This is a genomic window from Nocardia yamanashiensis NBRC 100130, from assembly GCF_001613325.1.
GTDB classification, from domain to species: Bacteria; Actinomycetota; Actinomycetes; order Mycobacteriales; family Mycobacteriaceae; genus Nocardia; species Nocardia yamanashiensis.
On record NZ_BDCD01000020.1, the window covers coordinates 257,627 to 280,970 of the forward strand.

Below are 23,344 nucleotides of genomic sequence, written 5' to 3' on the forward strand. Positions count from 1 at the left end.
GGCAAACCCGGGAATCGAGCCGGGCGGTCGGCACGCCGATAGGGTTGACGGCGTGTATCAGCAGCCGCCTACCGAATACGCCGCCACACCCGAACCGCCCCGGTCGACCCGGCCGTGGCTGCTCGCGTTGATCCTGGTGTCGGTGGTGGCGTTGATCGCGGTGCTGGCCGTGGCGGCGTTGCAACCTGATCATGTGGTCAATGGAAACGCGCTTCCCGCAGACAATTACGGGCCGCAGGACACGGCGACCCATGCACCGAAAACCACCACGCCGACCACGACGACCGCGCCCAAGGCGGTCATCCCCGCCGTGGTCCCGGGCTGGCAGACCGCGTATTCGATCTCGCGCAATGCCGCGTACGATGTGCCCGCCGACTGGAATGTCCGGACGCCGACCACCATCGTGGGGTTCGAGGACGGCGGGAATCGGGTGGTCATGAGTGGGGCGTCGAACTTCAGGGAGAAGGCGTGCGGCGATTACAGTCCGCGCGCTATCGCCGGGGTGACCGGTTCCCGGCTGGGCATTCCGGCTGATGCGGCGCGCGCCGTCGCCGACAACTGGGCCAAGGTGGCGGCTTCCGATGAAGGCAAAGTGGCCGGTCAGATCAGCTTGAGCGGCACCGAGGAGCTCACCATCCAGGGCCGACCGGCCGCGCATGTCACCGCGACCATCGCCAATGCGGCGCCCTACGACTGCAAGAACACCGCCAGCGCGGTGCTGCACGCGGTGGCCATCGCAGCGAATAACGGTCAGTCGGTTGTGATGGTGATCTATGCCGACCAGGACGTCTCCGACGCCGCCACCGCGGACACCATGCGGCAGATGTTCATGACCCTGCGTCCGGCGAATCTCTCGCAGGCCGAGTGCAAGCAGGACGATTCGGTGGTCGGCACCTGGTGCTGAAACGACGATCGCCCGCCCGCCGGTCCGAAAACCCCTGGCAGGCGGGCGATCTCAGTGATTACGCCGTCTTGGCCTGAACGAACGGCGGGCGGATGACCTCGCAGCGCAAGCGCCGGCCGCGCACATCCACCTCGACCTCGTCGCCGGGCTCGATCCCCGCCGCGGTATCCAGCAGCGCGAGCGCGATACCGATCTTCAGCGAGGGCGAGAAGGTCCCGGACGTGGTCTCCCCGACCTTCGCGTCCCCCTTCATCACGGTCTGGCCCTGCCGCAGCACGCCCTTGTCGATCGCCTTGAGCCCCAGCAGAATCCGCTTCGGTCCTGCGGCCTTCTCCTGCTCCAGCGCGGCCTTGCCCCAGAACTCGTCCTTCTTCCAGCCGACGGCCCACCCGGTGCGCGCTTCCAGCGGCGAAATATCAACGGACAGTTCATGTCCGTGCAGCGGGTAACCCATCTCGGTCCGCAGGGTGTCCCGGGCGCCCAGACCGGCAGCCTGTCCCCCGGCGGCCTCGACCTGGGCCAGGATCCCCCGGAACACCGCCTCGGCACCCGCCCACCGCGGCAGCAACTCGTACCCGTGCTCGCCGGTGTAGCCCGTCCGGCAAACCCGAACCGGTCGCCCTTCCCACTCGGCGTCGGCGTACGCCATGTACTCCATCTCGGTCGGCAGCCCCAGCTTCTCGAGCACCTCCGCCGACTTGGGCCCCTGCACCGCGAACACCGCGTACTCCCGATGCTCATCGGTCACCGTGATGCCCTCGGGCGCGGCCTTCACCAGCTCGGCCACCACGGTGGCGGTATTCGCCGCGTTGGGCACGAGGAAAATCTCGTCGTCACTCACGTAATAGGCGATCAAGTCATCGATGACCCCGCCCTCGGGCGTGCAGCACAGCGTGTACTGCGCCTTCCCGGGGCGAATCCGATTCAGGTCGTTGCTCAGCGCCGAGTTAACGAACGCCGCGGCCCCCGCGCCCTTGACGGTCGCCTTCCCCAAATGGCTGACATCGAAAAGTCCCACATTGGTGCGCACGGCAGTGTGCTCCCCCACGGTCCCCGCATAGGAAACCGGCATCTCCCACCCCCCGAACGGTGCGAAGGTGGCGCCCAACTCAACGTGGACGTTATGAATGGGTCCCTGCAGCAGCTTCTCGTCGGTCACCCGTCAGAGCTTATCGGTCCCGCCCCTTCCACTCGTATCCCACCGACTGACCACTACGCCGCCGATCGGCTCACCGAACCGTGAGTGGCAATGGCCGGGCAACCTTCCCGCCCAGATCCGCGAGAAACGATCGAGCCGTCCGCAATGACTCGAACGCCGCCCACGCATCCGCCAAGTCCGCGATCCCCCGAGCGGCAGCCAGCACCGGGCGCACCGCCTCATCGATTTCGCTCGAAGGCAACCGAGTCTCGAGCGGATGACCGATCTCCGGCCATTGCGGCCGAACCAGCTTGTTCCCTAGCTCCTGATGCGCGGTGAACGCCTCATCCACCGCGGCAACCTCCGCCCGGGCCGCCGCGACGGTGGCATCCAAATCGATCACCCCGGCGACTTCGAGCCCGTCGAGCGAGCCTTCCCCGCAATCGAACGCCCGATACCCCGCGGTCAACGACGCCACCTCTTCCCGTTCCGCCCCCAGCACCCAAGCTCCGGACAATCGCGATAGCCCGATCGGCCGCCCGACATTCACATGCCACACCGCAAGACGATCCTCGACTTTGTTCAGCACCACCACGAGGGACAGGACAGCGTTGCTCATTCCGCTCCAATGCCGTTCGACGCATCGACCGCATTCACCGTAGAGCACCCCACCGACAACCAAATCGGTTACGTGCCAATGCGGTTCACACTAAAAACAAGGCCGTCCAGTACGGTGAATCAACTCACAGCCACTCTGGCACGTTCGGCTACCGCGACGTTACAGCCGGTCATCGGATAGCCATCAGGACGTCACTCCGATGGCAAACATCCGGGCGCACAATATTTCTGCACCCGGCGCCGGGTCGAAGGGCCCCAACCCTCCGCATTCGGGCCCCACGCCGCGGATCCGACGCGAAGTTCTCCAGCCTTCGCGTCCGGTCCATGCAAATATCCGCCGCGTCCCCGCCGCCGGGTGCACACCACACCGTCTTCCGGAGGTTCCGATGTTCGAATCATGCTGCTCGCCACACGAATCCGCACACCTGTTGCATTCCCGCTTCGGGCTACCCGTGGAGATGTTCGCCGCTCGCCTATATCTCACCAGCGGGGAACAGGTGGAGGCGATCGAGATTCCGGCGGGAATGGGGGCGCAGGTGCGAGATCGGCTCGCGGAATTGCCCGCGACGCCGGCGGTGGCTGATCCACGGGATCGGCGATGGGCGTTTCTGGTGGCGGCGCCGACGCCGTATCACGGGGTGCCGGTGCGTATGCGGAGTTTGCTTACCGCCTACGGGGTTACGTTCCCGGCACGCGGGTCTCGGGTGATGTTGCCGAGTTCGGATCATCCCGCGGATTGGCATTGGGTCAGCGAGCCGAAGCCGGGACATCTGGTCATTCCGCATCGGGCCGTTGTGTTGCAGGCGATTCGGAAGGTGATTCTGGAAGGGCCGGACTCGGTGTCGGCGTGACTTCGGTGTCGTCGCAGCACTGATGCGCACACGACGCGCAGGCGTCCTTGGCTGCCGCATCGACGGCCGACTGCACCAGTGACGGTGGCAATTTACCGCATTCGCCGAGGAAAAGGACCCAGCGCGGCAGTAGTTTGAGGGCTGCCGCGCGGACCATCTCGTTGTGATCCCAGCCGTGGATGACGGCTCGGAGGTGAGCGGCACGGTGGGGTGAAATCCGGCCCCAGGTGCCGCGAATCGCGACCGTGTGCCAATGCCAGGCGAGGGCGACAGCGGCGGAGACGTCGACCGCGGTTTTGAAGCGTTCGCGATGCCATCGGATGAAGACGTCCACGATCTGCGAAGTGTCCGACAATGACAGCGGTTCATCCGATTTCGGCTGCACGCCTTCGTCCCGCCATCTCCGCGTGAGCGCTTGAGCCCTATCTGATACATCACGGTCGGCATCATTGTCGAGATCTGTTGCGGCGTATTCGAGTACACCTGTCAGCCACTGCGGATCACTCACGACATCCGCGCGGGAGTCGGCCGCGGTATCGCCCACGGTGAATCGCCATGCCTGCACGGCATCTTCGAGAGCGGCGAACTCGCCCGCACCCAATATCTCGGGTTCAGCGCACACATCGACATCGAGGCAATACACCGATTGTTCCTCACCGAGCCCGAATCCGGCGATGATCGCGATCCGGGTGCCGAACGCGTCCGTCATGCGCCAGATGTCCCCCACCGGAATCAACGGCTGATCATTCATGACCTGATATTCGGAACGGCCCCCGGCCCGGCTCGGCTGGGACACATAACCGGACCGACCACCCGGCTCGCCGACGTGCCCAAGGATGGCACGATCCGTCAGATGAACCGCGTCCCTGCGAATTTCATCCGCCCTACCATGATTTCGGGGACACGAGCACCGCGGAGGACACGATGCGGAAACTTACGATCGACAATCTCTTCAGTGATCTCACCCAATGGGCCGCCGCCGAAGCGGTCGCCCTCAACGAGGTAGTCAGCTTCTCCAAGAACGGCGGCTGGGAACAATGGTGCGTCGTCCAGTTCCTGCGCTGGCAACTCCATCAAGGCAATGCCGCTCAGGGCCTGAACTTCGAACGCGAATGGAACGCCCCCGGCCGCCGCTACGACATCGCCTACAACACGGCGACCGAAGCCGACGTGAACAGCTACCCGATCATTCTCACGCAGTGGAAGGCCCTGAAAGACGGCATCAGCTATGACGTCTTCGGCGATATCGGCACCCTCACCGAGATCGAGAAGCACATGCGCTCCCTGAACCGCACCTGGCAACCCGTCATAGTCGGCCTCACCCTGCGCCGCGCGGAGTTCCCCGGCACCAAAGCCCTCCCCAACATCCCGGACTCCAACGTCCAGCTGTTCGTCTCCTCCGACGCCACCTGGCAGCCCTTCCGCAACGTCCTCTGAGCCTCCGCTCGCACTAAACGGCCAGCGCCGAGCCCGCCAATCTCCTTGAACCACAGTCTTTCTGCGGACATCTCACTCATACTCGATTCGCGGCGCAGGGGGCCGCGAAGGTATCGAGGGGTTGATCCGATGGTTGACATGCGGCGCGAGAAGCGGCGGCAGTGGGTCGAGGAACAGCTGGGCACGTTCCGGGCATTGTCCCGCACGCATCGGCTGTTCCTGTCCGCGCCGCTCATGCAGAGCGGATGGCATGTGCTCGTCCACCGCGGCGAGACCTTCCCGCCCACAGGCCGGGCCGGAGCGTTCGCGATCGGCCCGCCCGGGGTGTTCGCGTTCGTCTTCGCCGATCACGTCCCGGAACGTGAACACCTGACGCGAATTCGGGTGAAAGCCGAAGAGCTGTTCGCGAATGTGACCGCGGGACAACACCGGTACGTGCCGCACATGATCGAACTGCTGGTGCTGTCCGAGCGACCCGCCGCTCCAGCCGATTCCGGCTCCTACACCGTCCTGGATCCGACCAGCCTGCCGAAGCACCTGTTCAGCCAGGCCGCACAACTGACGCGCCAGCGCGCCCGCGATATCGCCTTCGAAGTGGCAGCCCGATCCGACCATTTCGAACTGCTCTCGGCCGACGACGCGCCGAGCGCCGAAACAACGGTCACCGAAGGGCTTTTCGACTCCACGGACCTGCGCGACAGCGAACGCCACCGCATGCTGACCCGCCCGTTCAAGGACTGGATGACCTTCCTCGACCCCCAGCAGCTCGACCTGGTGTACCGGAAGTTCAACGGCCCGGCCCGCTTCAGCGGCCCCGCCGGCACCGGCAAATCCGTGGTCGCCGTGCACCGTATGGCGCATTTCGCGAAGCGCAACCCCGGCCGCCTGCTCTTCACCAGCTTCGTGAAAACCCTGCCGACCTACCATCGATCAGGGTTCGCCCAACTGGCTCCGCACGCCGCGGACCGCGCGACCTTCATCGGATTGCACTCCTGGGCAAGAGAATTCCTCAAAGAGCGCGGCAAGCCGCTCAATCCCGAGGAAGGCAAGTTCAGGACCGCTTTCGCCGACATCTGGCGGTGGGGCGCCCGCGACCTGCTGACCCCCATCCATCCCAGCCCCTCCTACTGGCAAGACGAAATCGACCGCATCATCAAGGGACTCGGCCTGACCACCCTGGCCGAATACAAACGCGTAGACCGCACCAGCCGCCACGGCATCACCCTCGATGGCCGCCGCAAGGAAATCGTCTGGCACGAACTGTACGAGCCTTACCAAGCCCTCCTGTCCGCCCGCGGCCTCTCCGACTACAACGACCTCATCACCACCGCCACCGAAGAACTCCGCGCCGCCCCGCTGGACGACCCCTACGGCCTGGTAGTAGTAGACGAGGTCCAAGACTTCACCTTCGTAGAACTACGCCTGGTCCACCAAATCGCCGGCGGCACCCCCGATTCCCCCTTGCTCCTCGTAGGCGACGGCCAACAGCAGGTCTACCCCGGCGGCTGGCGCATGCGCGACGCCGGCATCCCCATCGTCGGCCGCGGCGCCAAACTCCGCATCAACTACCGCAACCGCGAGGCCATCCTCACCTTCGCCCAGCAAATCAACGCCACCGACACCGTCGACGACCTCGACGGCTCCCCCGCCTACACCCTCCGCGACAGCGAAGCCGTCCTCCCCGAAGGCACCGCCACCCTCGAATCCCTCCCCGCCAAAGACCTGGAAGCCGCCCTCCTCCACCGAATCCGAACCTGCGGCTTCGCCCCCGGCGACATCGCCATCATCACCAACCACCGCGACGCGAAACACATCCGCGACTTCCTGACCCGCCAACGCTTCCGCACCCTGTCCCTGGAGCACTACGACGGCACGGACGACACCCGGATCAAAGTAGGCACCGTCCACCGAGCCAAGGGCATGGATTTCGCGGCCGTCTTCCACATAGTCCGCGAATCCGCCCTTCCCGACGACCCGGAACTGGCTGCGCGGCAGATCATGGTGGCCCGGAGCCGGGCACGGGATTACGTGTGGGAGTGCCGGGTGCAGGGCTGAGCAGACCCGCCCGTCACCGCTCCGATTAGCGCCGCTTCGAGTCCATCGACCGCGTCGCTGGAACGCTGATCCTCGGCGTCTCGAGCTGTGCCGAGAACCACGGCCGCTGGCATCTTCGCAGCTATTTGGCTACCCTTTGGCTACTTCGCTCCAGCACGTACCTTCGGGTCGGAATCTTGCCGGAGAAGGCATCCAACAGGGGAAATAGTGAGTCCGGATCCGTCTTCACCACCGACAATCACACAGCCAACCTCCTGCCCCACCGGCGCTCCGATACTCGGTGTACTTCCAGCACAGCTGACGGGAATGACTGCGACGTGGCGGAGAGAGTCCGACGAGATCGGCAACCTGGTGTGGACAGCGCTAGCGGAAGCTACCGGTGAGGGCAGTGCCGTGCTCGCCGCGGTACGAGACTCGGCCGACCCCGCAGCGCAGGCGATGGGGTCGATAGTGACACGCTTCAACACCCTCGCCGACCTGGTGGACAGGTTCGCCACCGATATTCAGGAGAAGGACGCCGAGATCGGCGGTGCGATCGACGGGCTGAGTCCCCGCTGATGCGACCGTCGATTTCACAGCTCGAGGGCTGGCAGCTGGAGGGGTTGAGTAAGGCCGCATCGGCGGCACGCGATAACGCCGGAGCCCTGTACAGCTCGGTCAGCGACTGCTCGCGTGCCCTGTCCGCCGCCCAAGACTGGCGAGGTCGTACCCGCGACGCCGCGACGCGGCGGATCGACGAAGAGGTGGACCACGGCTATGAGGTCCGCAATCTGTTGCTGCGGTTGGCCGACGACGCGGATGACGCGTACAAAGGCCTGCAACATGCCCGTGACTACGTGCTTCAGCAGAAGAAGCTCGCGGAAGGCCAGGGATTCACTGTCGGCGACGACGGCAGTGTCTCGTCCGACGATTCGGAGAAGGCCGACGAAGCTGCCGTATTCCAGCTGAGTATCGGAAGCGGCCTCGACGAAGCCGAACGAGTGGACACGACATTCGGCAACAGCCTCCGGGATACCCAGTCCGACTTGGCCGCCATCCGAGATGGCCAGCAGGACATTGCCCTTCCCGACGGCAGCCACCTGGATCCCGATGCCGTGGTAACTCGGTTGGCCGCCATGACTCCGGACCAGCGGGCCGAATTCCTGGCCGGACTCAGTGCCGATGATCAGCGGCAATTGGTGATCGCCGCGCCCGAAAAGCTCGGGAATATGAACGGTGTTCCGTTCGACATGCGGATCTCGGCAAACGAGATCAATATTCGGACCGCTTTGTTCGATGAGCAGCAGAAGCCGACCCCGGACCCGGCACGCATCAAACAACTCGAGGCGATGCTCGCACCCATGCCCGATCCCGCGGTCACCGACAACCCCGATACGAAGCCGGTGTCGGTCGGTCCGGGTGCGACCCCGGGCACCAATATGGTCGACCGGAAGTTCGTCCTGTTCGACCCCGCCGGCAATGGCCGCATGATCGAGATGATCGGTGAGCTGAAGCCCGGTGTGCCCGGAGTCGGCGTGATCGTTCCCGGCACCAATACGACGTTGAACGGTTCGGGCTCCAACCATGATTCGACGTGGAATCTCGCGGACAAAACCGGCGGCCCGATCTTCCTCTATATGGACGGCGACTTCCCGCAGGGCCTATCCGATCTCGGCAATGGCGCGCCCAGCCCACGATTCGCCGCTGATATGGCGCCGCGGCTGGTGGATTTCGGGCACGAGGTAGATCGAGCAGTTGCCGCACAGGCCCCGGGGACGCCGGTCTCGTACGTCGGGCATTCGTATGGTGGGTCGACCGTCGGCACCGCCGAACAGCTCGGCCTGCGTGCGGATCGGATCCTGTTCGCGTCATCGGCCGGCACCGGCATCTACAGCACCGAATGGCACGATCCGAATGCCGCTGTGCAGCGGTTTTCGATGACCGCGCCCGCAGATCCCATCGGCATCGCGCAGTCCTACCCTCGAGACGGGCTAACCGTCTCGGGCCTCCATCTCCCCGGAAATCCGCACGCGGGCAATCCCTTGAATGGCGATCCCGACGAGATCCCCGGCGTAACGCGACTCGACACCGGCTTCTACGGCTCCGAGAGAGACGGTCACAAGCCTGGTGACGTCGTTTTCGGCCCCGACGGGCATGGCAAATACTGGGACGACCCGAAGTCGACGGCCTTCAAGAACATCGTGGGGGTCATCGCCGGCACCGAGGTCACCGAGTATGTTGAACGCGGCATCGAGTCCTCCGCCGTCGACGTGGGTTTGGGCGATGACGGTGACGGCGCGAAGGAGACATTCAACTTCGCGGAAGGCTTCGCGGCCTCGAGAATCCCCTACGCACATATCAATCCGTACGCGAACCCACACATCACCGACAATCCACAGCTCGGCCCGACGATCAAGGTGCGATGAAAAAAGTCCTCGCTCTCGCCACGCTGGCAGCCGTATCGCTTCTGGCCGCCTGCAACCAGTCGTCACCCGCTGACGACCACGGTTCCATCAAGGAGTCCACCAGCATGAACTACGCCGAAGCGTCCCGGATTGTCGTCGAGAATTTCGAACACATCTGGCCGGACCCGGTTCAGGTGGATACGACAATGGTCAACCGCGGCAATGGTTGCCGCACCAATCCCGAAACGCTGAAGAGTGAGGGCCCGCCCTGGACGCCGCTCTACGAGAAGACCGTCACCAACCCATCGCCTGAATTCGTCGAACGGGCTCTGGCCCAACTGGATTCAATGACGACCCGCGGCTTCACCCTCACCCCCAACCCGATCCCCGGCGACGACCCGGTAAATCGCGTCTACCACGACGGCCGCGGCTTCAGCGTCGCTGCCCATCGAGACGACTACCCCGTCGGCGTCCAATTCACCATGACGTCATCGTCTCCTTGCGTCGATGACTGAGTTCTCTCCCCCTAATGCACGTCGAGGATTCCAGCCTGCACTACGTCTGTGAACCAGTGCTGGCGGAACGACGGCAGGGTACAAACTCCAGTACGCTTCTCAGGCGACCGCGAATCAGAACTTTAAGGAATACCTGAGCCACGCCAACGTGCCCGACGCCAGAGTGGACGGATATGTCGGTGATTACGGCGGTGCCTACAACGACACGGTCGGCAGCAGTCTGGTGACGAACACGGACAAACTGAAGTCCTGGTTCACCGGCGGCGTCGAACCAACCAAATAGCTCGAAGGGCGAGGATGACAAACACGGTTCGCACTCTGCTGGTGACTGCCGTTGCGGTGAGCGTCGCAAGCGCCTGCGGCACCACATCGTCACCAGAAAGCCCCACTGTTACCTCGACCAGCGCCTCTCCGTATGTCCGTGCGGCATTGGCGAATCCGTGCGACTCCATACCACCCGCGGTGCTGGCACAACAGCAAATACAATCAGAACCGACCACGCTGTATCCGGATAAGGATTCCAGCTTGCCCGACTCGTCATCGAACGGCTGCTCGATGCAGTTCCTGACACCCGGCCAGCCACAACACTTCGATCTCGGGGTCACCAATCGAGACTTCGCCTGGGTTGAGCACGTCTACCAGCAGAACACGAAAACCGGCAGCCCGAACCCAGAGCTCGTACTCGATGGCAAGAAGGCCATCGTCAACGAACAGAGCCCAGATTGGTGCCTGATCGCGGTGGAAATCCCCGGCGGCACTCTCAAGATGGACGGTCGCTTCACCACCGACCCGTCCGTCAAGAATTGCGATCGCGCACTGGATTTGGCGAGGACATTCCTCCCTTACCTCGCTGTCACATCCCGGTGATGGCTCAGACTCGCCGACATGGCGTGGCGCCTTCGATACGTGCCATTCGCACTGTGCTGACGAGCGCGGCGATAGCGGGTGCGCTGAGCGCTTGCAGTGCGACGGACGGCTCAGATGGCCCGAGCACGACAACAACGGCGGCTGAGGCGTACTCGCGCGTGGCGTTGAGGAATCCCTGTGATGCGATCCCCGCCGATCTCTTCGCGCAGCAAGGACTGAAACCGGAATCCGTATCCCTCTATCCGGACAATGATCAGACACTGCCCAATTCGTCATCGAATGGGTGTTGGGTGGAACTCTCGGCACGAGGCAAGTCCTTCAGTATGGCCGTTACAAATCGGAACATCGAGTGGGTTCGGAACCAATACTCAGGCATGGCCAAGACCGACAGAACAGCACTCTCGAACTCCTTCGATGGAAGGCTCGCGGATGTAAGCGACCTGGAGGGACGCTCCTGCATGATTCTCATCGGCGTACCCGGAGGCACGCTGAAGATGGAGGGGCTCTTCGCTACTGATTGGTCAGCCGACAATTGCGCCCACGGTGTCGACCTGGCGAAGCTTTTCCTCCCCTACGTCAAGGCGACACCTTGAGGTTCGAAGACAGGTATTTCTCCCGAGAGCTCCAGTTCTCCCTGGGCATCGAAAGAACCGCAGGAACGTACTACCTGTCGATTCCCGTTAGTGCCGGGATCGTGGACTACGAAAAGTTCTTCGAGATCGACCAGTCGACCTTCGGGCGGTTCATGCACGAACCGACCAGCGCGGCGGAGTTCGTCGAGAGGTGCCGGCGGCATGCGACCACTAAGGCCGGTCGAACGCTCCAGCCTTGACGGCTTCGTTGAAGTTGACCCACTCCTCAGCCCCGAAGATCAGTTCGGGGCCTCCCGGACATTTCGAGTCACGAACACCCGTTCCGTCCTCGAAGTGCGCAACTTCCACGCACGCGTCCTGCTGCGCAGACCGGCTGCTCTTGAACCACTTCGCACCGTACCCGCTGCTCATACGGCGTACTCCTTCGCTGCTCGAACCAGCATGTCCCGAGTGTCCGTTTCATCCAACGCAAGTCGCCTGATTTCCACAAGAGCGCCGCGGTATCGGTCGATCTCGCCGGCCTTCTCGAGGTAGAGCGCACCGGTGAAACCTTCGACATAGACGACAGGCGGTTCGATCCACTTCAGCCGCGAGTCAGGAGATGCGTGCGCCGGGAACTCCAACAGGACGAACGGTCCCGTCTGCAATCCGAGATGCGAACCGACCTGCTGCGGTACGACTCGAATCGAGATGTTGCGCGCCTCCCCCACCGCTGCCAAGTGCCTGAGCTGATCAGCCATGACGGCAGCTCCGCCGATCTGGTGATGGAGCACAGCCTCCGAGACCATGGCCGCGAGCGTGAAATCCTTGTCCCGCAACCTTTCCTGCCGCTTGACTGTCATTTCGACACGATGCTCGATCGCCGCCGTCGGCGTACCCGGGAACACCGTCCAAAGCATCGCGCGACGATACTCCGGAGTCTGAAGCAAACCCGGCAGCAAGGTCAGCTGCCAGGTCGTGAGCCGCCGAGCCGCTTCCTCCAGCCCCAGATAGAGATCGAAATGTGCTGGGACAGAATCACCGTAGGAGTGCCACCACCCCGAACGCTGCGCTTCCTCGATCAACCCGAGCAACGCTGCGGTGTCGTCATCGGATGCTTCGTAGAGCCTGCAGAGCGCCTCGATGTAGATCGCCTTCAACTTGACCGACTGACCACCCTCCATTCGCCACATCGTCTGTGGCGAAACCTCAATGGCCTTACAGGCCCGAGCCACACTGACTCCCGCTGATTCGCGCAGACGACGGAGTTGACGACCCAACATCCGACGTGGAACGGTCGATCCAGTCATTCCGTTAGCCTCACTATCGGTGCTACATCATTTTGGAATGATTTCTTCCTGAGTTCTGGAAGATGAGAAGGAAAACCGAAAGCTGTGGTTCTGGAATCTTCCTACAGCCCGGCGCTCGGCGTCTACTGAATCCGTCATCTAAACCACCTCCCCGACATCGGGTTTCATCGAAGGGTGACGGAAAATGTTCTCCCTCCCGCCGGCCAGCCACGACGCTGTACCTCGATCGTCACTGACGGTCACGCGCGCACATCGAATCATGCAGCACCACAAGCACTGTCCGATCTCCGTCTGCGCGGCCAAGGCGCAGGCCAAGCAACTGCTGATTGCAGCGGGGAAGCTGGTGCCAGCCGACACACCGCACATCGGGAGCTGAACCATGGCCGACAACCCGATCTTCCATCAAGTACCGGACTACCCGATCCTCAACCTCGAAGCGGCGCAGCATGGTTTGAACCGACACCGTGACTGCGCCGACGACTGCGAAGCAAAACGCTACTTCACTGCGCTGGTTCCTTACCTGAACACGGCCGCTCGACATGGAACATCTGGTCCGCTCGCTAGCCGAATCTGGAAGGAGGAGAGATGATCAGCGAAATTGTCTGCTGGTTCATCGGCGCCGGCATCGGGGCGTTATCAGCCTGGACCGCATCGGGCCCCCGCCGAGCTCAGCACGTTCCGTGTGGCCGATCGAGTCGGTCAGTCGACGAGATTCGAAACCGGCTCGTGCACGAGACTCGTGGGTGCCAGACTCGCGCCCGGAGCGACAAGCGGCGATCGGCGGTTTCCAGTCGACCTGCCCGCGCCCAATCCCGCCTGGTAGACAATGCACATGACCCTCGACGAGCTGCAGGACCTGGTGACAGACTTCTCCCGGCGTCGCGACTGGGAGCGCTTCCATACTCCGAAGAACTTGGTATTGGCGCTGACTGGCGAGGTCGGTGAACTCGCAGAGCTCTTCCAATGGCTGACCCCGGATGAAAGCGCGGCGCTCTGCGAAAACGAACAAGACCGCACCAAGGTCGAGCATGAAGTCGCCGATGTGCTGATCTATCTGATGAGGCTTGCGACCGTGCTGGATATCGACCTGGCCGCCGCGGTGACGAAAAAGCTGGAGTTCAACGAAGCCCGATATCCGGCGGATCTGGCGCGGGGACGGGCAGCTAAGTACTCCGAACTCGGGTAGCGCGGGGCGCGACCCGAGCCGGTCCGCGGCTAGCGGCTCATATCCTCCAAGAACCGCTGAGTTTCGGAGTCTGTCGAGTAGAGACAGGTTCCTTCCATGCCGCGCGTGAGAAGCACCTTGTAGGTGTTGCGGATGAGTGCACCGAAGTGCGCCTCCTCGGCCTTCTTGACGGCTGGGTCCTCGGAGAATTCGCGACGCGCAACCCAGCGATCGCCGCGCCGCACGAAGTCAGGACCGAAGATCACTCCCGACCAGTCGTATTCGAATCCCTGGGCGGTATAGATGCAGCCGACCTGACCGAACCCTCGATCATCGGATGCCCAGTAGTACGACTCGGGCGCGTTGGGTATGCGCTTGCCCGGCTTGGCGTTCCATGGCCGTTTCCAATCACCGATCGCGACATCGTCGACCAGGTGAGTTGTATCCGATGAACCGACGGGATCACTCCACGGCCAGCAGTATCCGGCCGTCAATCTCGCTGTGCCGCTGTGCTCTTCGCGCTGGCGTGAGATCCATGCCTCCAGCGCGTCCGGTGTTGCCGCGCTGGCGACCGAATAGTCGTCGTCGGTGCCTGCCGTCAATCGGCTCCAGCTGATCGGAGGCAGTGGATCCAGGCCGAGCAGCCGGCGTACCCATTCGTCGAACGCATCCGAACCGCCACAGCGGAATTGGCCGTCCAAGCGTACTTCTTCCAGCTTGCAGCCGGCCGCGATCGCCGCCGCCGTGATCTCGCCTAGCGATCCCATCTCACCGGGACGCACAATCTGATTCTCGTCCAGCAGAAACACCGGCACCCACGCGACATCGATCAGCTCGTCGATCTGCCGACGAGCCAACGCCCGGGCTTCCTTTCCGGTCCACCGATTGACACTGTTCTCCCGGACGCGGTGCGCCTCGTCGCAGATGAGCACATCGAGTTCGCGCGGTGCCGCGCCGACATAGTTGTTGAAGTACTTGAACATCGTCTTGACGCGGGTGTTGCGGCTACCCGCGACCTTGCGCATCGTGTTGGTGAATGCGCTGGATCCTGTGGCGTGGTGAACTTTTCGCCCCTGCCGCGACAGCTCGCCGAGCAGACTGAGCGCGATCACGCTCTTGCCCGAACCGGGTCCGCCGAGCACCACGACCACGGTTTGGGTGCGCTCGGCACGAGCTCGCGCAACAGCCTGCTCAACCAGTTTGTACGCGACCCGCTGCTCATCGAGCAGCACGAACTGCTCGCGATCCTGAATCTCCTTGGCGGCCAGACGCAACAGCGGTTTGCTCGGACCATGAGCGAATCGCAGCAGGCGATCCGCCGACTCCTGTGCTCGGTCACGCCCGCCATCCACGTCGAGCACCGAACGAAGATGATCCACCAACTCGGCCTCGGTATCCTGAGTGAACATACGGCCGAACCGGTCCTGCCGATACTTCATCAACGTGGGAATCTGGCTGGAACTCGCGTTGTGCAGGTACGCCAGGCCGTGCACCGAATGCGGTAGATCCGCAAGCGCCGGTGTGGAGTCCACGAGGTATTGGCAGTAGCCGCGTACCTGCTCCACCGGATGCAGGACAGGGTTCGGATATGCGGCGAGCGAAACCAGTTCTGCGGCAACAAGTTCCACCTTGGACCATTGTTTCAGCTCTACCAGCACGTAGCTGACCTCGCCGCCACGGGGGTCTACCCCGCAGAGAATGGCGTCGACGCGCTTGGGGCTGTGCGGGAGCTTGTGTTCGAGCAGCACCTCGATATCCCCGAGACCCGCATCGACCAACCGAGCCAGCAGCGGTGGAAGGCTCCGCATCCAGGACAACACTTCGCCCTGCCCTACCCTGTGCTCCCACTGATACTTGGCCTGCTCACTCAACAGCTCAGGCAAACGATCCGCCTGGGCTTCGACGAGCAGGTACTTTGCACTTCCACGAACCAGAGCCACTTTGCCTTCCCCACCTGGGCGCGCGAAACCGACGTGCGGGTGGGGGCAACAACGAAGTGGTCCTCGGTGCCCGGCGGGCCGCGACGTCGAGGTTAGCGAACGACACCGACCATCCGCTCGAAGAAGTTCTGAGTCTCGGCGTCGGCTGAATAGATACACGCGCCACGCATGCCCCGGGTAACCAGCACCTTGTAGGTATTCCGGATCAGCGCCGCGAAGGTGGAGTCATCGGCCTTCCGCACCGCGCTGTCCTGAGAACGCTCTCGCTGTGCCAGCCAACGATCGCCACGGCGAACGAGATCGTCACCGAAAATCACCCCGGCCCAGTCATATTCGAAACCTTGCGCGGTGTATATGCAGCCGACCTGCCCGATACCCCCTTCTTCGAACGCCCAATAGTACGAATCGGGCACGCCCGTGAGGTGCGACCCCGGGGGCGCGTTCCACGGCCGGCTCCAGTCCCCGATCCGGACGTCGGACGCCAGTCTCCTGTCGGCGTTGGAGCCTGTCGGTTTGTCACTCCACTTCCAGCAGAACCCAGCGGACAGCCGAGCGGTGCCGCCGGTCCGGTCGTGACGATCGTGAACCCATGCTTCCAGCGCACGGGGCGTTGCGGCGGCCGCGACCACGAACTCATCCTCGACGTCCGCGGATAGTTCAGACCAAGCGATCGACGGCTCCGAACTGAGACCGAGTAGTCGGTCGACCCATTCCTCGAAGAGATCTGAACCACCACAACGGAATTGACTGCTCAAGTGGACCACATCGACGCGGCAGCCGACAGCTTCGGCACCCGCTCTGATCGCGGCGAGCGAACCGGCTTCCCCGGGCCGGACCACCTGGTTGTCATCGAGGAACAAGACCGGAACCATCGCAACGTCGATCAGCTCTTCCAATTGGCTCCGACGACGCCTCTCGCCGCTCTGTCCCGTCGGAGCCGACGAGCCGACCGTCCGGATCCGATGCGCCTCGTCACAGATCAGCACTTCGAGCTCGTCCGCCCGCGATCCGGAATAGCTGTTGAAATATTTGAAGAGTGACGCGCTTCGGGAATCCTCGGTGCCCACCACCTTCTGCATCGTTTTCGTGAAGGCGCTCGAGCCGGTCGCATGGTTGACCTTCGCTCCGCGCCGGGCGAGGTGTCCCATGAGACTGAGGGCGATCACGCTCTTGCCGGAACCAGGGCCACCGACGACTACGACCACCGTCTGCTGATGGTTCTCCGGAGCACCGCTTCCGCACCCGCGGTATGCCTTCCATGCACGATTGACCGCCAGCGCGACCGTCTCGTAAGCGACTCGTTGCTCATCCAACAGGACGAACCGCTCGCGCCGCGCTATCTCCTCGGCCGCTAGGTCGAGAAGCTTCTTCGTCGGCCGGTTCGGGAAGCTCAGGAATTGATCGGCGGCTTCGTAGGCCGATTCTCGGCTCGCCTCGCGGTTCAGGACCGAAGCGAGGAAGTCTCGCAGACGCGGCTCGTCGTCCGCCAAGAACAGCTGTCCGAAATCGCCCTGCTCGAATTCGAGCAGCGAGCCAACCTCCGCGAACGAGGCATTATGCATGTAGGCGATGCCACGAAGAACGTCAGGCCGCCGCTCGAGATCGGGCGTGAAGTCCATGAGATAGCGGCAATACTCACGAATCTGCGCGACCGGATGCAGGACCAAATCCGCGTAGTAGGGCACCTTTACCAGATCCCGGGCGACCAGTTCGGCCTTCGACCACTGCTTCAGTTCCACCAGCACGTAGCTTGGCGCCCCGGTACCCGGACGGACTCCGCAGAGGATCGCATCGACCCGCTTCGGGCTGTGCGGCAGCTTGTGTTCGAGCAGTACTTCGATATCGCCGAAGCCTGCCCGATCCAGTTCGTCGAGGAATCTACTCAAGCTGTTCCGCCACGAGCGGACCTCTCCCATCCCGACGGCCTGCTCCCACTCCGACGTCGCCAGTTTCAGCAGTTGCACCGGCAAGCGGTTGAACCTTGCCATTTCCAGCAGTTGTCGCACACTTCCACGCATTAACGCCATCTACATACCCCCGCCTACCCAAACCGGATTCGTGCACGGGTTGGGGGCAACAACGAGATGGTCTCGGTGCCCGGCGGGCCGTCAAGATCAATTGGACCATGGACGAGCAGAAAGCCTGCAGTGAACCACCGTCCTCCAACAGCTTCCGTGGCAGCGGCCGGTCACAGGTAAACCCAGGAGAATACTGGCAAACACTGGAACGACCAGCTATCGTCAGCGCGGTGAGTGATTCACCGGATGCATTGGAAGAGCGAATATCCGAGCTGCGTGCCGCGGTCCGGCGGGCTGTATCCGGCGGGAATCGCACGATGGCCCGACAAGTGCGAGCCCAACTCCGCCAGGCTGAAAGTGATTGGGAAGCAGCTGTTCTCGGCACCGTCGACGATCTGACTGAGGAGGAATTCGGTTCCTCACCATCCGTTCCGGTACGTGAGCATGTGCATCGGGCGCTCACGCTGCTGTCGGTGCCCGCCGCGCCTCGGCTGGTACTCACCGTGCACGAGGGCTTCTTCTCCGGCGAACTGGTGGCCGCGCGGTTGACGAGCCTGAGGCGGGATGAGGAACGGTCCTTTCGGGCGGCGCCTTTCGGGCGGCCCTATTACGTCTGTTCAGCGTTGACAGTCGATCTGCTCGCTCCCGCACGTGGGCTGCTGGCATTGAGCACGTGGCCATTGGAGCGGCGGGTTGTTGGACCGCTGAGTGCACGGGTCGATCTGTTAACGGGGGTTATCCGTCTAGCGGAACATATTTCGGCGGTCGGGAAGGTCGGTCCGTCCGGGCATCGAGTGCTTCGGCAGTTGTCATCGACCATTCCGGGGGTCCGGAACACCAGTCTCGAAGTCGATACCGACGCCGTAATCGAAGCGGCCGGCAACGAGTTGGCGGTGCATCGGGACGCGGATGTCGTACAGCGGTGGGATGCTGCACAGCGAGCAGCGAACCAGTTGAGCGACCCCGCTGCGCAATTGTTCGGCACACGGTTCGGTATGACGGCGAAGAAGCGGGCAGGAGGCTCGGCGGGATGAACGATCTGCTGGCGCGGCTGGATGAATTGCGTGGTGGCGCACCGGCTTGCCGGCACAACGCGCGGACTATCGCGGCGTTGACCAGTAATCCGGGGTGTGCTCGGCGGGCTGTGATGGATGCGGCGGGGGTGGATAAGGCTGCTATGGCGCAGGGACTCGGGTTTCCGGCGCAGTTTGGGCAGTCGCAGTTCGCGATTACGCGTGGGAATGCGTTCGAGGCCATGGTGAAGGCAAACGGGTGTGCTGAGCTGGTGGCGTTGTTGCGGGATCGACTAGGGCTGACGATTCCTGAAGTCGCTTATGACGATCTCAACTCGGTGGGTGAGAACACCGGGAACAGTGTGCGGTTTCAGCGGACTCGGCAGCTGGTGGGGCGGGCGTTGCGGACGGGTGAGGGGACCATGTTCGATCATCCGATGCTGCGGGTGGAGATCGCGGGGGCGCCGGCGTTCTTGGAGCCGGATCTGGTGGCGGTGCAGATCGAGGGGCAGTTTCATATTGTCGAGATCAAGGCGTTCGCGGTGATCGATGGGCAGGCGGATCCTGCTCAGGTGGCGGCTGCGGCGCGGCAGTCCGCGGTGTATGTGCTGGCTTTGCGGCAGCTGGTCGAGGAGTTGGGGGAATCACCGGATCGGGTGTCGCACAATGTGATTCTGGTTTGCACGAAGGACTTCACCAACCGGCCTACGGCGGAATTGGTGGATGTGCGGAAGCAGTTGGCGGTCATCTCGCGTCAGCTATCGAGGCTTACTTCGATCAAGGATCTCGTCAGTGTGCTGCCGGAGGGGATGACGTTCACCGTCGGGGCGGGGCTGGGTGAGGCCATGCGGGCGGTGCAGGGGCGGTATGCGCCGGAGTGCATGCAGAGTTGTGAACTGGCGTTCTTCTGCCGGGATGAGGCGCGGGCTTGCGGGTCGGTGGACATGCTGGGGCGCAGTGTTTGTGATCAGCTCGGGGGGATCGACAGTATCGGAACGGTGCTCGGGCTGGCGGATGGGTCGGTGGCGGCCGGGCCGGAGCATGCGGATATCGCTCGGGTGCTGCGGAATGCGCATCGGCTGCGGCAGGAGGTTGCCGGGTGAGCGTGCTGACTGCGTTGGCGCGGTTGGAGGCTACGCGGGCGGGGCGGGCGCAACGGATTGCCGATGTGCGGCATTGTCATTCGGCATTGCAGCCGTTGGTGATGGTGCCATTGCGGATGGCCGGGGAGACGGCGGCGCCGTTGGCGGTGATGCTGGGGTTCGATGAGGCGGAGCCGAAGCTGTTGTTCGTGCCGCAGCCTCGGGACCGGGTGTTGCAGTTGAAGTTCGCGGCTGAGCTGAGTGATGTTCTGCTGCCTTATCTTTCGTCGTTTCTGGCGGATACCGAGGAGATCGTCGGGAAGGACGGGGAGACCTTTCGGCGGTGTCTCGATGCGCCGCAGGTGTGGGTGCCGAATGCGGGTGGAGTCGCGCTGCTGCAGAAGCTGGGGCGCAGGCTGCGGTTCTTGAAGGCGGATGGGCCGAATCCGTTGCCGGAGAGTGTGCCTTTGCTGGGGCGGTGGTTGACGTGGTTCGGGGATCGGGCCGAACATCCTGGGTCTTCGGTGCTTTGCGCGATGACCAGTGTGCTGTCGGGGCATTGGGCTTCGGGGCAGTCGTCGTTGGAGGATGGGAATCTGGCGGCGTTGCTCGGGTGGATCGATCCGCCCGACGGGCTTACCGGGCAGCAGGCGGCGGCCATTGCGGAAGATCCGTTGCGGTCGCCGCCGGCCGGGCCCGCTACCGACCCCGGATACGACAATGAGGAACTGGCGCCGCTGATTTCGGCGTTCAACGATGCCGCCGACGAGGCTTCCTTCACGGTGGCGATCGAGCGGCTCGAGCATTCGGTGCGGCAGCAGGTGGAGCCGACTTGGCACCTGATGTGGCGGGGGCTGGAATTGCTGCGCACGTTGCCGGAGGGTGCGAGCGTGGGCAAGCGGTGGGATCGGGATCGGGCGAGTTTCTCGCGGTTCATGGACAGCATCGAAGAAGGGGTGCCACAGGCTCGGCGGGATCACGCGGTGAGTGCGGTGCGGCGGTTGCTCGATCGGGAGCAGGCCCTTGACGCGCTGGAAGCTCAACGGGCGTATGACGATCCGCGGGTGATGGCGGAGCGGCGGTTGAACGGGGAGGCTTTTCGCGGGGTTGTGGTGATGAGCGATCCGAATCGCGTTGACAGCAGCGGGAAGCGGCCTACGTTGCGGCCGCGGATCGTGGTCGAGACCGAGGATCCGTTCACGGCCGAGCCCGGGGTCAAGCTGTGCAGTGTCGAGCGGCGGAATCAAAAGGGCACCGTGGTGTCGGTGGAGGACGGTGCGATCACGCTCGAGCTGTCGGGTGGTATGGGGCGCAAGCTGATTCCCGAAGCGGGGTCCGTCCCCGAGGCCGGCGACCGGGTGTGCTTCGCCGCGTTCGGTGACGACTATCAGGCGCCGCCGAAACTGCCTGCGCGCGAAGAGACTCCGTGGACGCATGGCGGTCCCCCACCGGAATGGACCCCGGAAAATGCTGAGCCGCAGGAGGAATGGGCGTGAAGACCGCCGATCAGGTCGTCAATGAGGTGCTGGCGGATCTCGACCGGAATGCCGACCGGGCCGTCGTGGTGGATTCGCCACCTGGAGCGGGCAAGTCCACGCTGGTGGTGCGGGCGGCGCGGCATCTGACCAAGGATGGCGATCAGCGGATCATCGTGGCGCAGACCAACGAACAGGTCGACGACCTTATCGATCGGCTCGCGAGCGAAGATCCCGAGATGCTGATCGGGCGGGTCTCCGCCGGGACGTACGAGCCGGCCGAACGCATCCTCGCCCACGCCAACGTGAAGATCGCCAAGAGTCCGGCCGATCTCACCGACCGCGTCATCCTCATCGGCACCGCCGCCAAATGGGCCACCGTACAAGACGGCAACTGGTCCTGGGCCATCGTCGACGAGGCGTACCAAATGCGCTCGGACATGCTCCTACGCATCTCCAGCCGCTTCGAACGCGCCCTCTTCGTCGGCGACCCGGGCCAATTGGACCCCTTCGCGACGGTCGACACCGCCCGCTGGGCCGGCCTCTCCTGGGACCCCACCATGAGCGCCGTCAGCGTCCTGCTCGCCCACAACCCCGACATCCCCGTCCACCGCCTCCCCGTCTCCTGGCGACTACCCGCCTCCGCGGCGGCCGTCGTCTCGAAAGCCTTCTACCCCTTCACCGAATTCCGCGCCGGCACCGAACCCGACCAGCGCCGAATGGAATTCACCACCGCGGGTGGATGGGGCGGACCGCTGGACAGCGCGCTCGACGAAGCCGCACTCAGCGGATGGGCTTGGTACGAACTACCCGCCCGGCACACCATTCGCACCGACAGCGAAGCGGTGGCGGCCGTTGCCGCCCTGACCATTCGGTTGCTGGAGCGCGGCGCCGTAGTCCACTCCGAACGCGGCTCCAATCCGGTAACCGCCGACCGCGTCGCCGTCGGCACCGCTCACCGCGACCAGGCCGCCGCCATCCGCACCGCTCTTCAGGGCACTGTCGCGGAGTCAGTCACAGTCGATACCGCCAACCGGCTCCAAGGCCGCGAGTACGACGTAACCCTGGTCCTGCATCCGCTTTCGGGCCGCCGGGATGCCACCGCCTTCCATCTGGAGACCGGTCGTCTCTGCGTTCTCACCTCTCGCCACCGTCATGCCTGCATAGTCGTGGGTCGCGCTGGCATCCCCGAACTCCTCGACGCACATCCGTCCACCGAACCTGTTCATCTCGGTGTGGCGGTCAAATTCCCTGATGGGTGGGAGGCGAATCAGTCAGTCCTGGCTCACCTTTCCGAACATCGGATACTGGCCGCGGCGCGGCATACCTGAGCGACGGTCAGGACTTGCCCTTCAGGGAGTCGATGTCGACGAGGACGTTGGTGCCGCTTCCGGTTACGACGACGGTGGTGCCTTCCATGCGGATTCCGGTGGGGACCACGCCGAATGGGAGGAGGCCGGCTACGTCGAGTAGGACCATGGGGCGTAGGGCGTTGAAGCGGGCGGTTGCTTCGAGGCGGTCGACTGGGATCTTGTGGAGCTGACGCTCGGCCAGGTCGCTGATGGGGAGCTCCAGGCCGTGCAGGGTTGCTTCGACGTCTATGAATCCGAACTTTTCGGTGCCTACGTGGTTGGCTTTGACGACTACCTCGTCGTATTTGCCTTGGGCGGCTTGGAGGAGGACTGGGAAGCCCTTGATGTCGACGGAGGGGTCGGAGCCGAGGTTGGCTGTGTTGCGCATGGATTCGGATGCGGCTTTTTCGGCGTAGGCCGCGGCGCCGAAGTCGGCTGCTACTGCTAGGCCGGTGAGGACCAGGAGGATTACGAGGAGCGTTCGCACGTGAATATCATTGCAGGAGAAACGAAAAAGGCCCCCAGCGTTGGCTGGGGGCCTTTTCGAATGATGTTCCGGCGGTGTCCTACTCTCCCACACCCTGTCGAGTGCAGTACCATCGGCGCAGGTGGCCTTAGCTTCCGGGTTCGGAATGGGACCGGGCGTTT

Annotated in this window: 23 protein-coding genes and 1 rRNA gene; 15 read left to right on the forward strand and 9 right to left on the reverse strand. The window is 63.6% G+C overall.

The annotated features are described in order from the left end of the window. The first annotated feature begins 52 nt into the window (after positions 1-52). Positions 53-904 carry a DUF8017 domain-containing protein gene (locus NY1_RS24225; RefSeq protein WP_067717625.1) on the forward strand — a complete coding sequence of 284 codons (852 nt, stop codon included), beginning with the start codon at positions 53-55 and terminating at the stop codon, positions 902-904. A gap of 58 nt (positions 905-962) precedes the next feature. On the opposite strand, the gene gcvT is transcribed toward NY1_RS24225, so the two are convergent. The 3 genes from gcvT to NY1_RS24240 form a co-directional block, all read right to left on the reverse strand. Then, the gene (gene gcvT / locus NY1_RS24230; RefSeq protein WP_067717629.1) at positions 963-2,063 is read right to left on the reverse strand and encodes a glycine cleavage system aminomethyltransferase GcvT; all 1,101 of its coding nucleotides are present in this window, start codon (positions 2,061-2,063) and stop codon (positions 963-965) included. Positions 2,064-2,133: 70 nt separating this feature from the next. Next, a complete protein-coding gene (locus NY1_RS24235) occupies positions 2,134-2,661 on the reverse strand; it encodes a hypothetical protein (protein ID WP_067717631.1) in 528 nt (175 codons plus the stop codon). 773 nt (positions 2,662-3,434) lie between these two features. Continuing rightward, the gene (locus tag NY1_RS24240; RefSeq protein WP_067717634.1) at positions 3,435-4,262 is read right to left on the reverse strand and encodes a hypothetical protein; all 828 of its coding nucleotides are present in this window, start codon (positions 4,260-4,262) and stop codon (positions 3,435-3,437) included. A 173-nt stretch (positions 4,263-4,435) separates the two neighbouring features. On the opposite strand from NY1_RS24240, the gene NY1_RS24245 reads away from it, so the two are divergent. The 8 genes from NY1_RS24245 (at position 4,436) to NY1_RS24280 (ending at position 11,601) form a co-directional block, all read left to right on the forward strand. Beyond that, a complete protein-coding gene (locus tag NY1_RS24245) occupies positions 4,436-4,948 on the forward strand; it encodes a hypothetical protein (protein ID WP_067717637.1) in 513 nt (170 codons plus the stop codon). Positions 4,949-5,077: 129 nt separating this feature from the next. Further along, on the forward strand, positions 5,078-7,003 hold the full coding sequence (locus NY1_RS24250) for a UvrD-helicase domain-containing protein (RefSeq protein ID WP_067717641.1): 1,926 nt from the start codon (positions 5,078-5,080) through the stop codon (positions 7,001-7,003). Between the two features lie 557 nt (positions 7,004-7,560). Next, positions 7,561-9,408, forward strand: coding sequence for an alpha/beta hydrolase (locus NY1_RS24260; protein ID WP_067717645.1), 1,848 nt, complete (start codon positions 7,561-7,563; stop codon positions 9,406-9,408). After that, positions 9,405-9,902 carry a YajG family lipoprotein gene (locus NY1_RS24265; protein ID WP_067717648.1) on the forward strand — a complete coding sequence of 166 codons (498 nt, stop codon included), beginning with the start codon at positions 9,405-9,407 and terminating at the stop codon, positions 9,900-9,902. The genes NY1_RS24260 and NY1_RS24265 overlap by 4 nt, the downstream gene beginning before the upstream one ends. A 148-nt stretch (positions 9,903-10,050) precedes the next feature. Then, entirely contained in the window at positions 10,051-10,185 is a 135-nt protein-coding gene (locus NY1_RS45155; protein ID WP_267888437.1) for a hypothetical protein, read from the forward strand. A 14-nt stretch (positions 10,186-10,199) separates the two neighbouring features. Next, positions 10,200-10,769 (forward strand): DUF3558 family protein, encoded by a 570-nt coding sequence (locus tag NY1_RS42155; protein ID WP_084535267.1) that lies wholly within the window; start codon positions 10,200-10,202, stop codon positions 10,767-10,769. 53 nt (positions 10,770-10,822) lie between these two features. Beyond that, a complete protein-coding gene (locus NY1_RS43125; protein ID WP_169815393.1) occupies positions 10,823-11,362 on the forward strand; it encodes a DUF3558 family protein in 540 nt (179 codons plus the stop codon). Then, positions 11,359-11,601 carry a hypothetical protein gene (locus NY1_RS24280; protein WP_067717655.1) on the forward strand — a complete coding sequence of 81 codons (243 nt, stop codon included), beginning with the start codon at positions 11,359-11,361 and terminating at the stop codon, positions 11,599-11,601. The genes NY1_RS43125 and NY1_RS24280 overlap by 4 nt, the downstream gene beginning before the upstream one ends. Here the strand turns inward: NY1_RS24280 and NY1_RS42160 are convergent. Continuing rightward, positions 11,573-11,773, reverse strand: a complete 201-nt coding sequence (locus NY1_RS42160) for a DUF397 domain-containing protein (protein ID WP_084535268.1) — start codon at positions 11,771-11,773, stop codon at positions 11,573-11,575. The two genes, NY1_RS24280 and NY1_RS42160, sit on opposite strands and share 29 nt — an antisense overlap. Beyond that, positions 11,770-12,651, reverse strand: coding sequence for a helix-turn-helix domain-containing protein (locus NY1_RS24285; RefSeq protein ID WP_067717658.1), 882 nt, complete (start codon positions 12,649-12,651; stop codon positions 11,770-11,772). Before NY1_RS24285 ends, NY1_RS42160 begins: the two co-directional genes overlap by 4 nt. 379 nt (positions 12,652-13,030) lie before the next feature. Between NY1_RS24285 and NY1_RS43130 the strand changes: the two genes are divergently transcribed. Both NY1_RS43130 and NY1_RS24290 read left to right on the forward strand, forming a co-directional pair. After that, positions 13,031-13,240 carry a hypothetical protein gene (locus NY1_RS43130; protein WP_157762458.1) on the forward strand — a complete coding sequence of 70 codons (210 nt, stop codon included), beginning with the start codon at positions 13,031-13,033 and terminating at the stop codon, positions 13,238-13,240. Positions 13,241-13,483: 243 nt separating this feature from the next. Continuing rightward, positions 13,484-13,837, forward strand: coding sequence for a nucleotide pyrophosphohydrolase (locus NY1_RS24290; protein WP_067717662.1), 354 nt, complete (start codon positions 13,484-13,486; stop codon positions 13,835-13,837). Positions 13,838-13,866: 29 nt separating this feature from the next. Here the strand turns inward: NY1_RS24290 and NY1_RS24295 are convergent, their stop codons facing one another. Both NY1_RS24295 and NY1_RS24300 read right to left on the reverse strand, forming a co-directional pair. Continuing rightward, positions 13,867-15,756: a DUF2075 domain-containing protein gene (locus NY1_RS24295; RefSeq protein ID WP_067717665.1), complete on the reverse strand. Its 1,890-nt coding sequence runs from the start codon at positions 15,754-15,756 to the stop codon at positions 13,867-13,869. Positions 15,757-15,848: 92 nt separating this feature from the next. Further along, complete coding sequence (locus NY1_RS24300; protein WP_233434454.1) at positions 15,849-17,762, reverse strand: DNA/RNA helicase domain-containing protein; 1,914 nt, start codon at positions 17,760-17,762, stop codon at positions 15,849-15,851. Between the two features lie 119 nt (positions 17,763-17,881). On the opposite strand from NY1_RS24300, the gene NY1_RS24305 reads away from it, so the two are divergent. The 4 genes from NY1_RS24305 (at position 17,882) to NY1_RS24320 (ending at position 22,675) form a co-directional block, all read left to right on the forward strand. Next, positions 17,882-18,808 carry a hypothetical protein gene (locus NY1_RS24305; RefSeq protein ID WP_233434455.1) on the forward strand — a complete coding sequence of 309 codons (927 nt, stop codon included), beginning with the start codon at positions 17,882-17,884 and terminating at the stop codon, positions 18,806-18,808. A gap of 221 nt (positions 18,809-19,029) precedes the next feature. Further along, a complete protein-coding gene (locus tag NY1_RS24310) occupies positions 19,030-19,890 on the forward strand; it encodes a hypothetical protein (protein ID WP_233434456.1) in 861 nt (286 codons plus the stop codon). Then, positions 19,887-21,365: a hypothetical protein gene (locus tag NY1_RS24315; protein WP_067717677.1), complete on the forward strand. Its 1,479-nt coding sequence runs from the start codon at positions 19,887-19,889 to the stop codon at positions 21,363-21,365. Before NY1_RS24310 ends, NY1_RS24315 begins: the two co-directional genes overlap by 4 nt. Further along, positions 21,362-22,675 (forward strand): AAA domain-containing protein, encoded by a 1,314-nt coding sequence (locus NY1_RS24320; RefSeq protein WP_157762459.1) that lies wholly within the window; start codon positions 21,362-21,364, stop codon positions 22,673-22,675. The genes NY1_RS24315 and NY1_RS24320 overlap by 4 nt, the downstream gene beginning before the upstream one ends. Positions 22,676-22,682: 7 nt before the next feature. On the opposite strand, the gene NY1_RS24325 is transcribed toward NY1_RS24320, so the two are convergent. Both NY1_RS24325 and rrf read right to left on the reverse strand, forming a co-directional pair. Beyond that, positions 22,683-23,183: an LmeA family phospholipid-binding protein gene (locus NY1_RS24325; RefSeq protein WP_067717682.1), complete on the reverse strand. Its 501-nt coding sequence runs from the start codon at positions 23,181-23,183 to the stop codon at positions 22,683-22,685. A gap of 66 nt (positions 23,184-23,249) precedes the next feature. Beyond that, a 5S ribosomal RNA gene (gene rrf / locus NY1_RS24330) occupies positions 23,250-23,344 on the reverse strand; the annotation flags it as partial.

Bases quoted from the DNA above. Each gene is read 5' to 3' on its own strand.
- NY1_RS24235 (WP_067717631.1), bottom strand. From the start codon at position 2,661: ATGAGCAACGCTGTCCTGTCCCTCGTGGTGGTGCTGAACAAAGTCGAG.
- NY1_RS24240 (WP_067717634.1), bottom strand. From the start codon at position 4,262: ATGAATGATCAGCCGTTGATTCCGGTGGGGGACATCTGGCGCATGACG.
- NY1_RS24245 (WP_067717637.1), top strand. From the start codon at position 4,436: ATGCGGAAACTTACGATCGACAATCTCTTCAGTGATCTCACCCAATGG.
- NY1_RS24250 (WP_067717641.1), top strand. From the start codon at position 5,078: ATGGTTGACATGCGGCGCGAGAAGCGGCGGCAGTGGGTCGAGGAACAG.
- NY1_RS24260 (WP_067717645.1), top strand. From the start codon at position 7,561: ATGCGACCGTCGATTTCACAGCTCGAGGGCTGGCAGCTGGAGGGGTTG.
- NY1_RS24265 (WP_067717648.1), top strand. From the start codon at position 9,405: ATGAAAAAAGTCCTCGCTCTCGCCACGCTGGCAGCCGTATCGCTTCTG.
- NY1_RS42155 (WP_084535267.1), top strand. From the start codon at position 10,200: ATGACAAACACGGTTCGCACTCTGCTGGTGACTGCCGTTGCGGTGAGC.
- NY1_RS42160 (WP_084535268.1), bottom strand. From the start codon at position 11,773: ATGAGCAGCGGGTACGGTGCGAAGTGGTTCAAGAGCAGCCGGTCTGCG.
- NY1_RS24285 (WP_067717658.1), bottom strand. From the start codon at position 12,651: ATGACTGGATCGACCGTTCCACGTCGGATGTTGGGTCGTCAACTCCGT.
- NY1_RS43130 (WP_157762458.1), top strand. From the start codon at position 13,031: ATGGCCGACAACCCGATCTTCCATCAAGTACCGGACTACCCGATCCTC.
- NY1_RS24290 (WP_067717662.1), top strand. From the start codon at position 13,484: ATGACCCTCGACGAGCTGCAGGACCTGGTGACAGACTTCTCCCGGCGT.
- NY1_RS24305 (WP_233434455.1), top strand. From the start codon at position 17,882: ATGGACGAGCAGAAAGCCTGCAGTGAACCACCGTCCTCCAACAGCTTC.
- NY1_RS24310 (WP_233434456.1), top strand. From the start codon at position 19,030: ATGGTGAAGGCAAACGGGTGTGCTGAGCTGGTGGCGTTGTTGCGGGAT.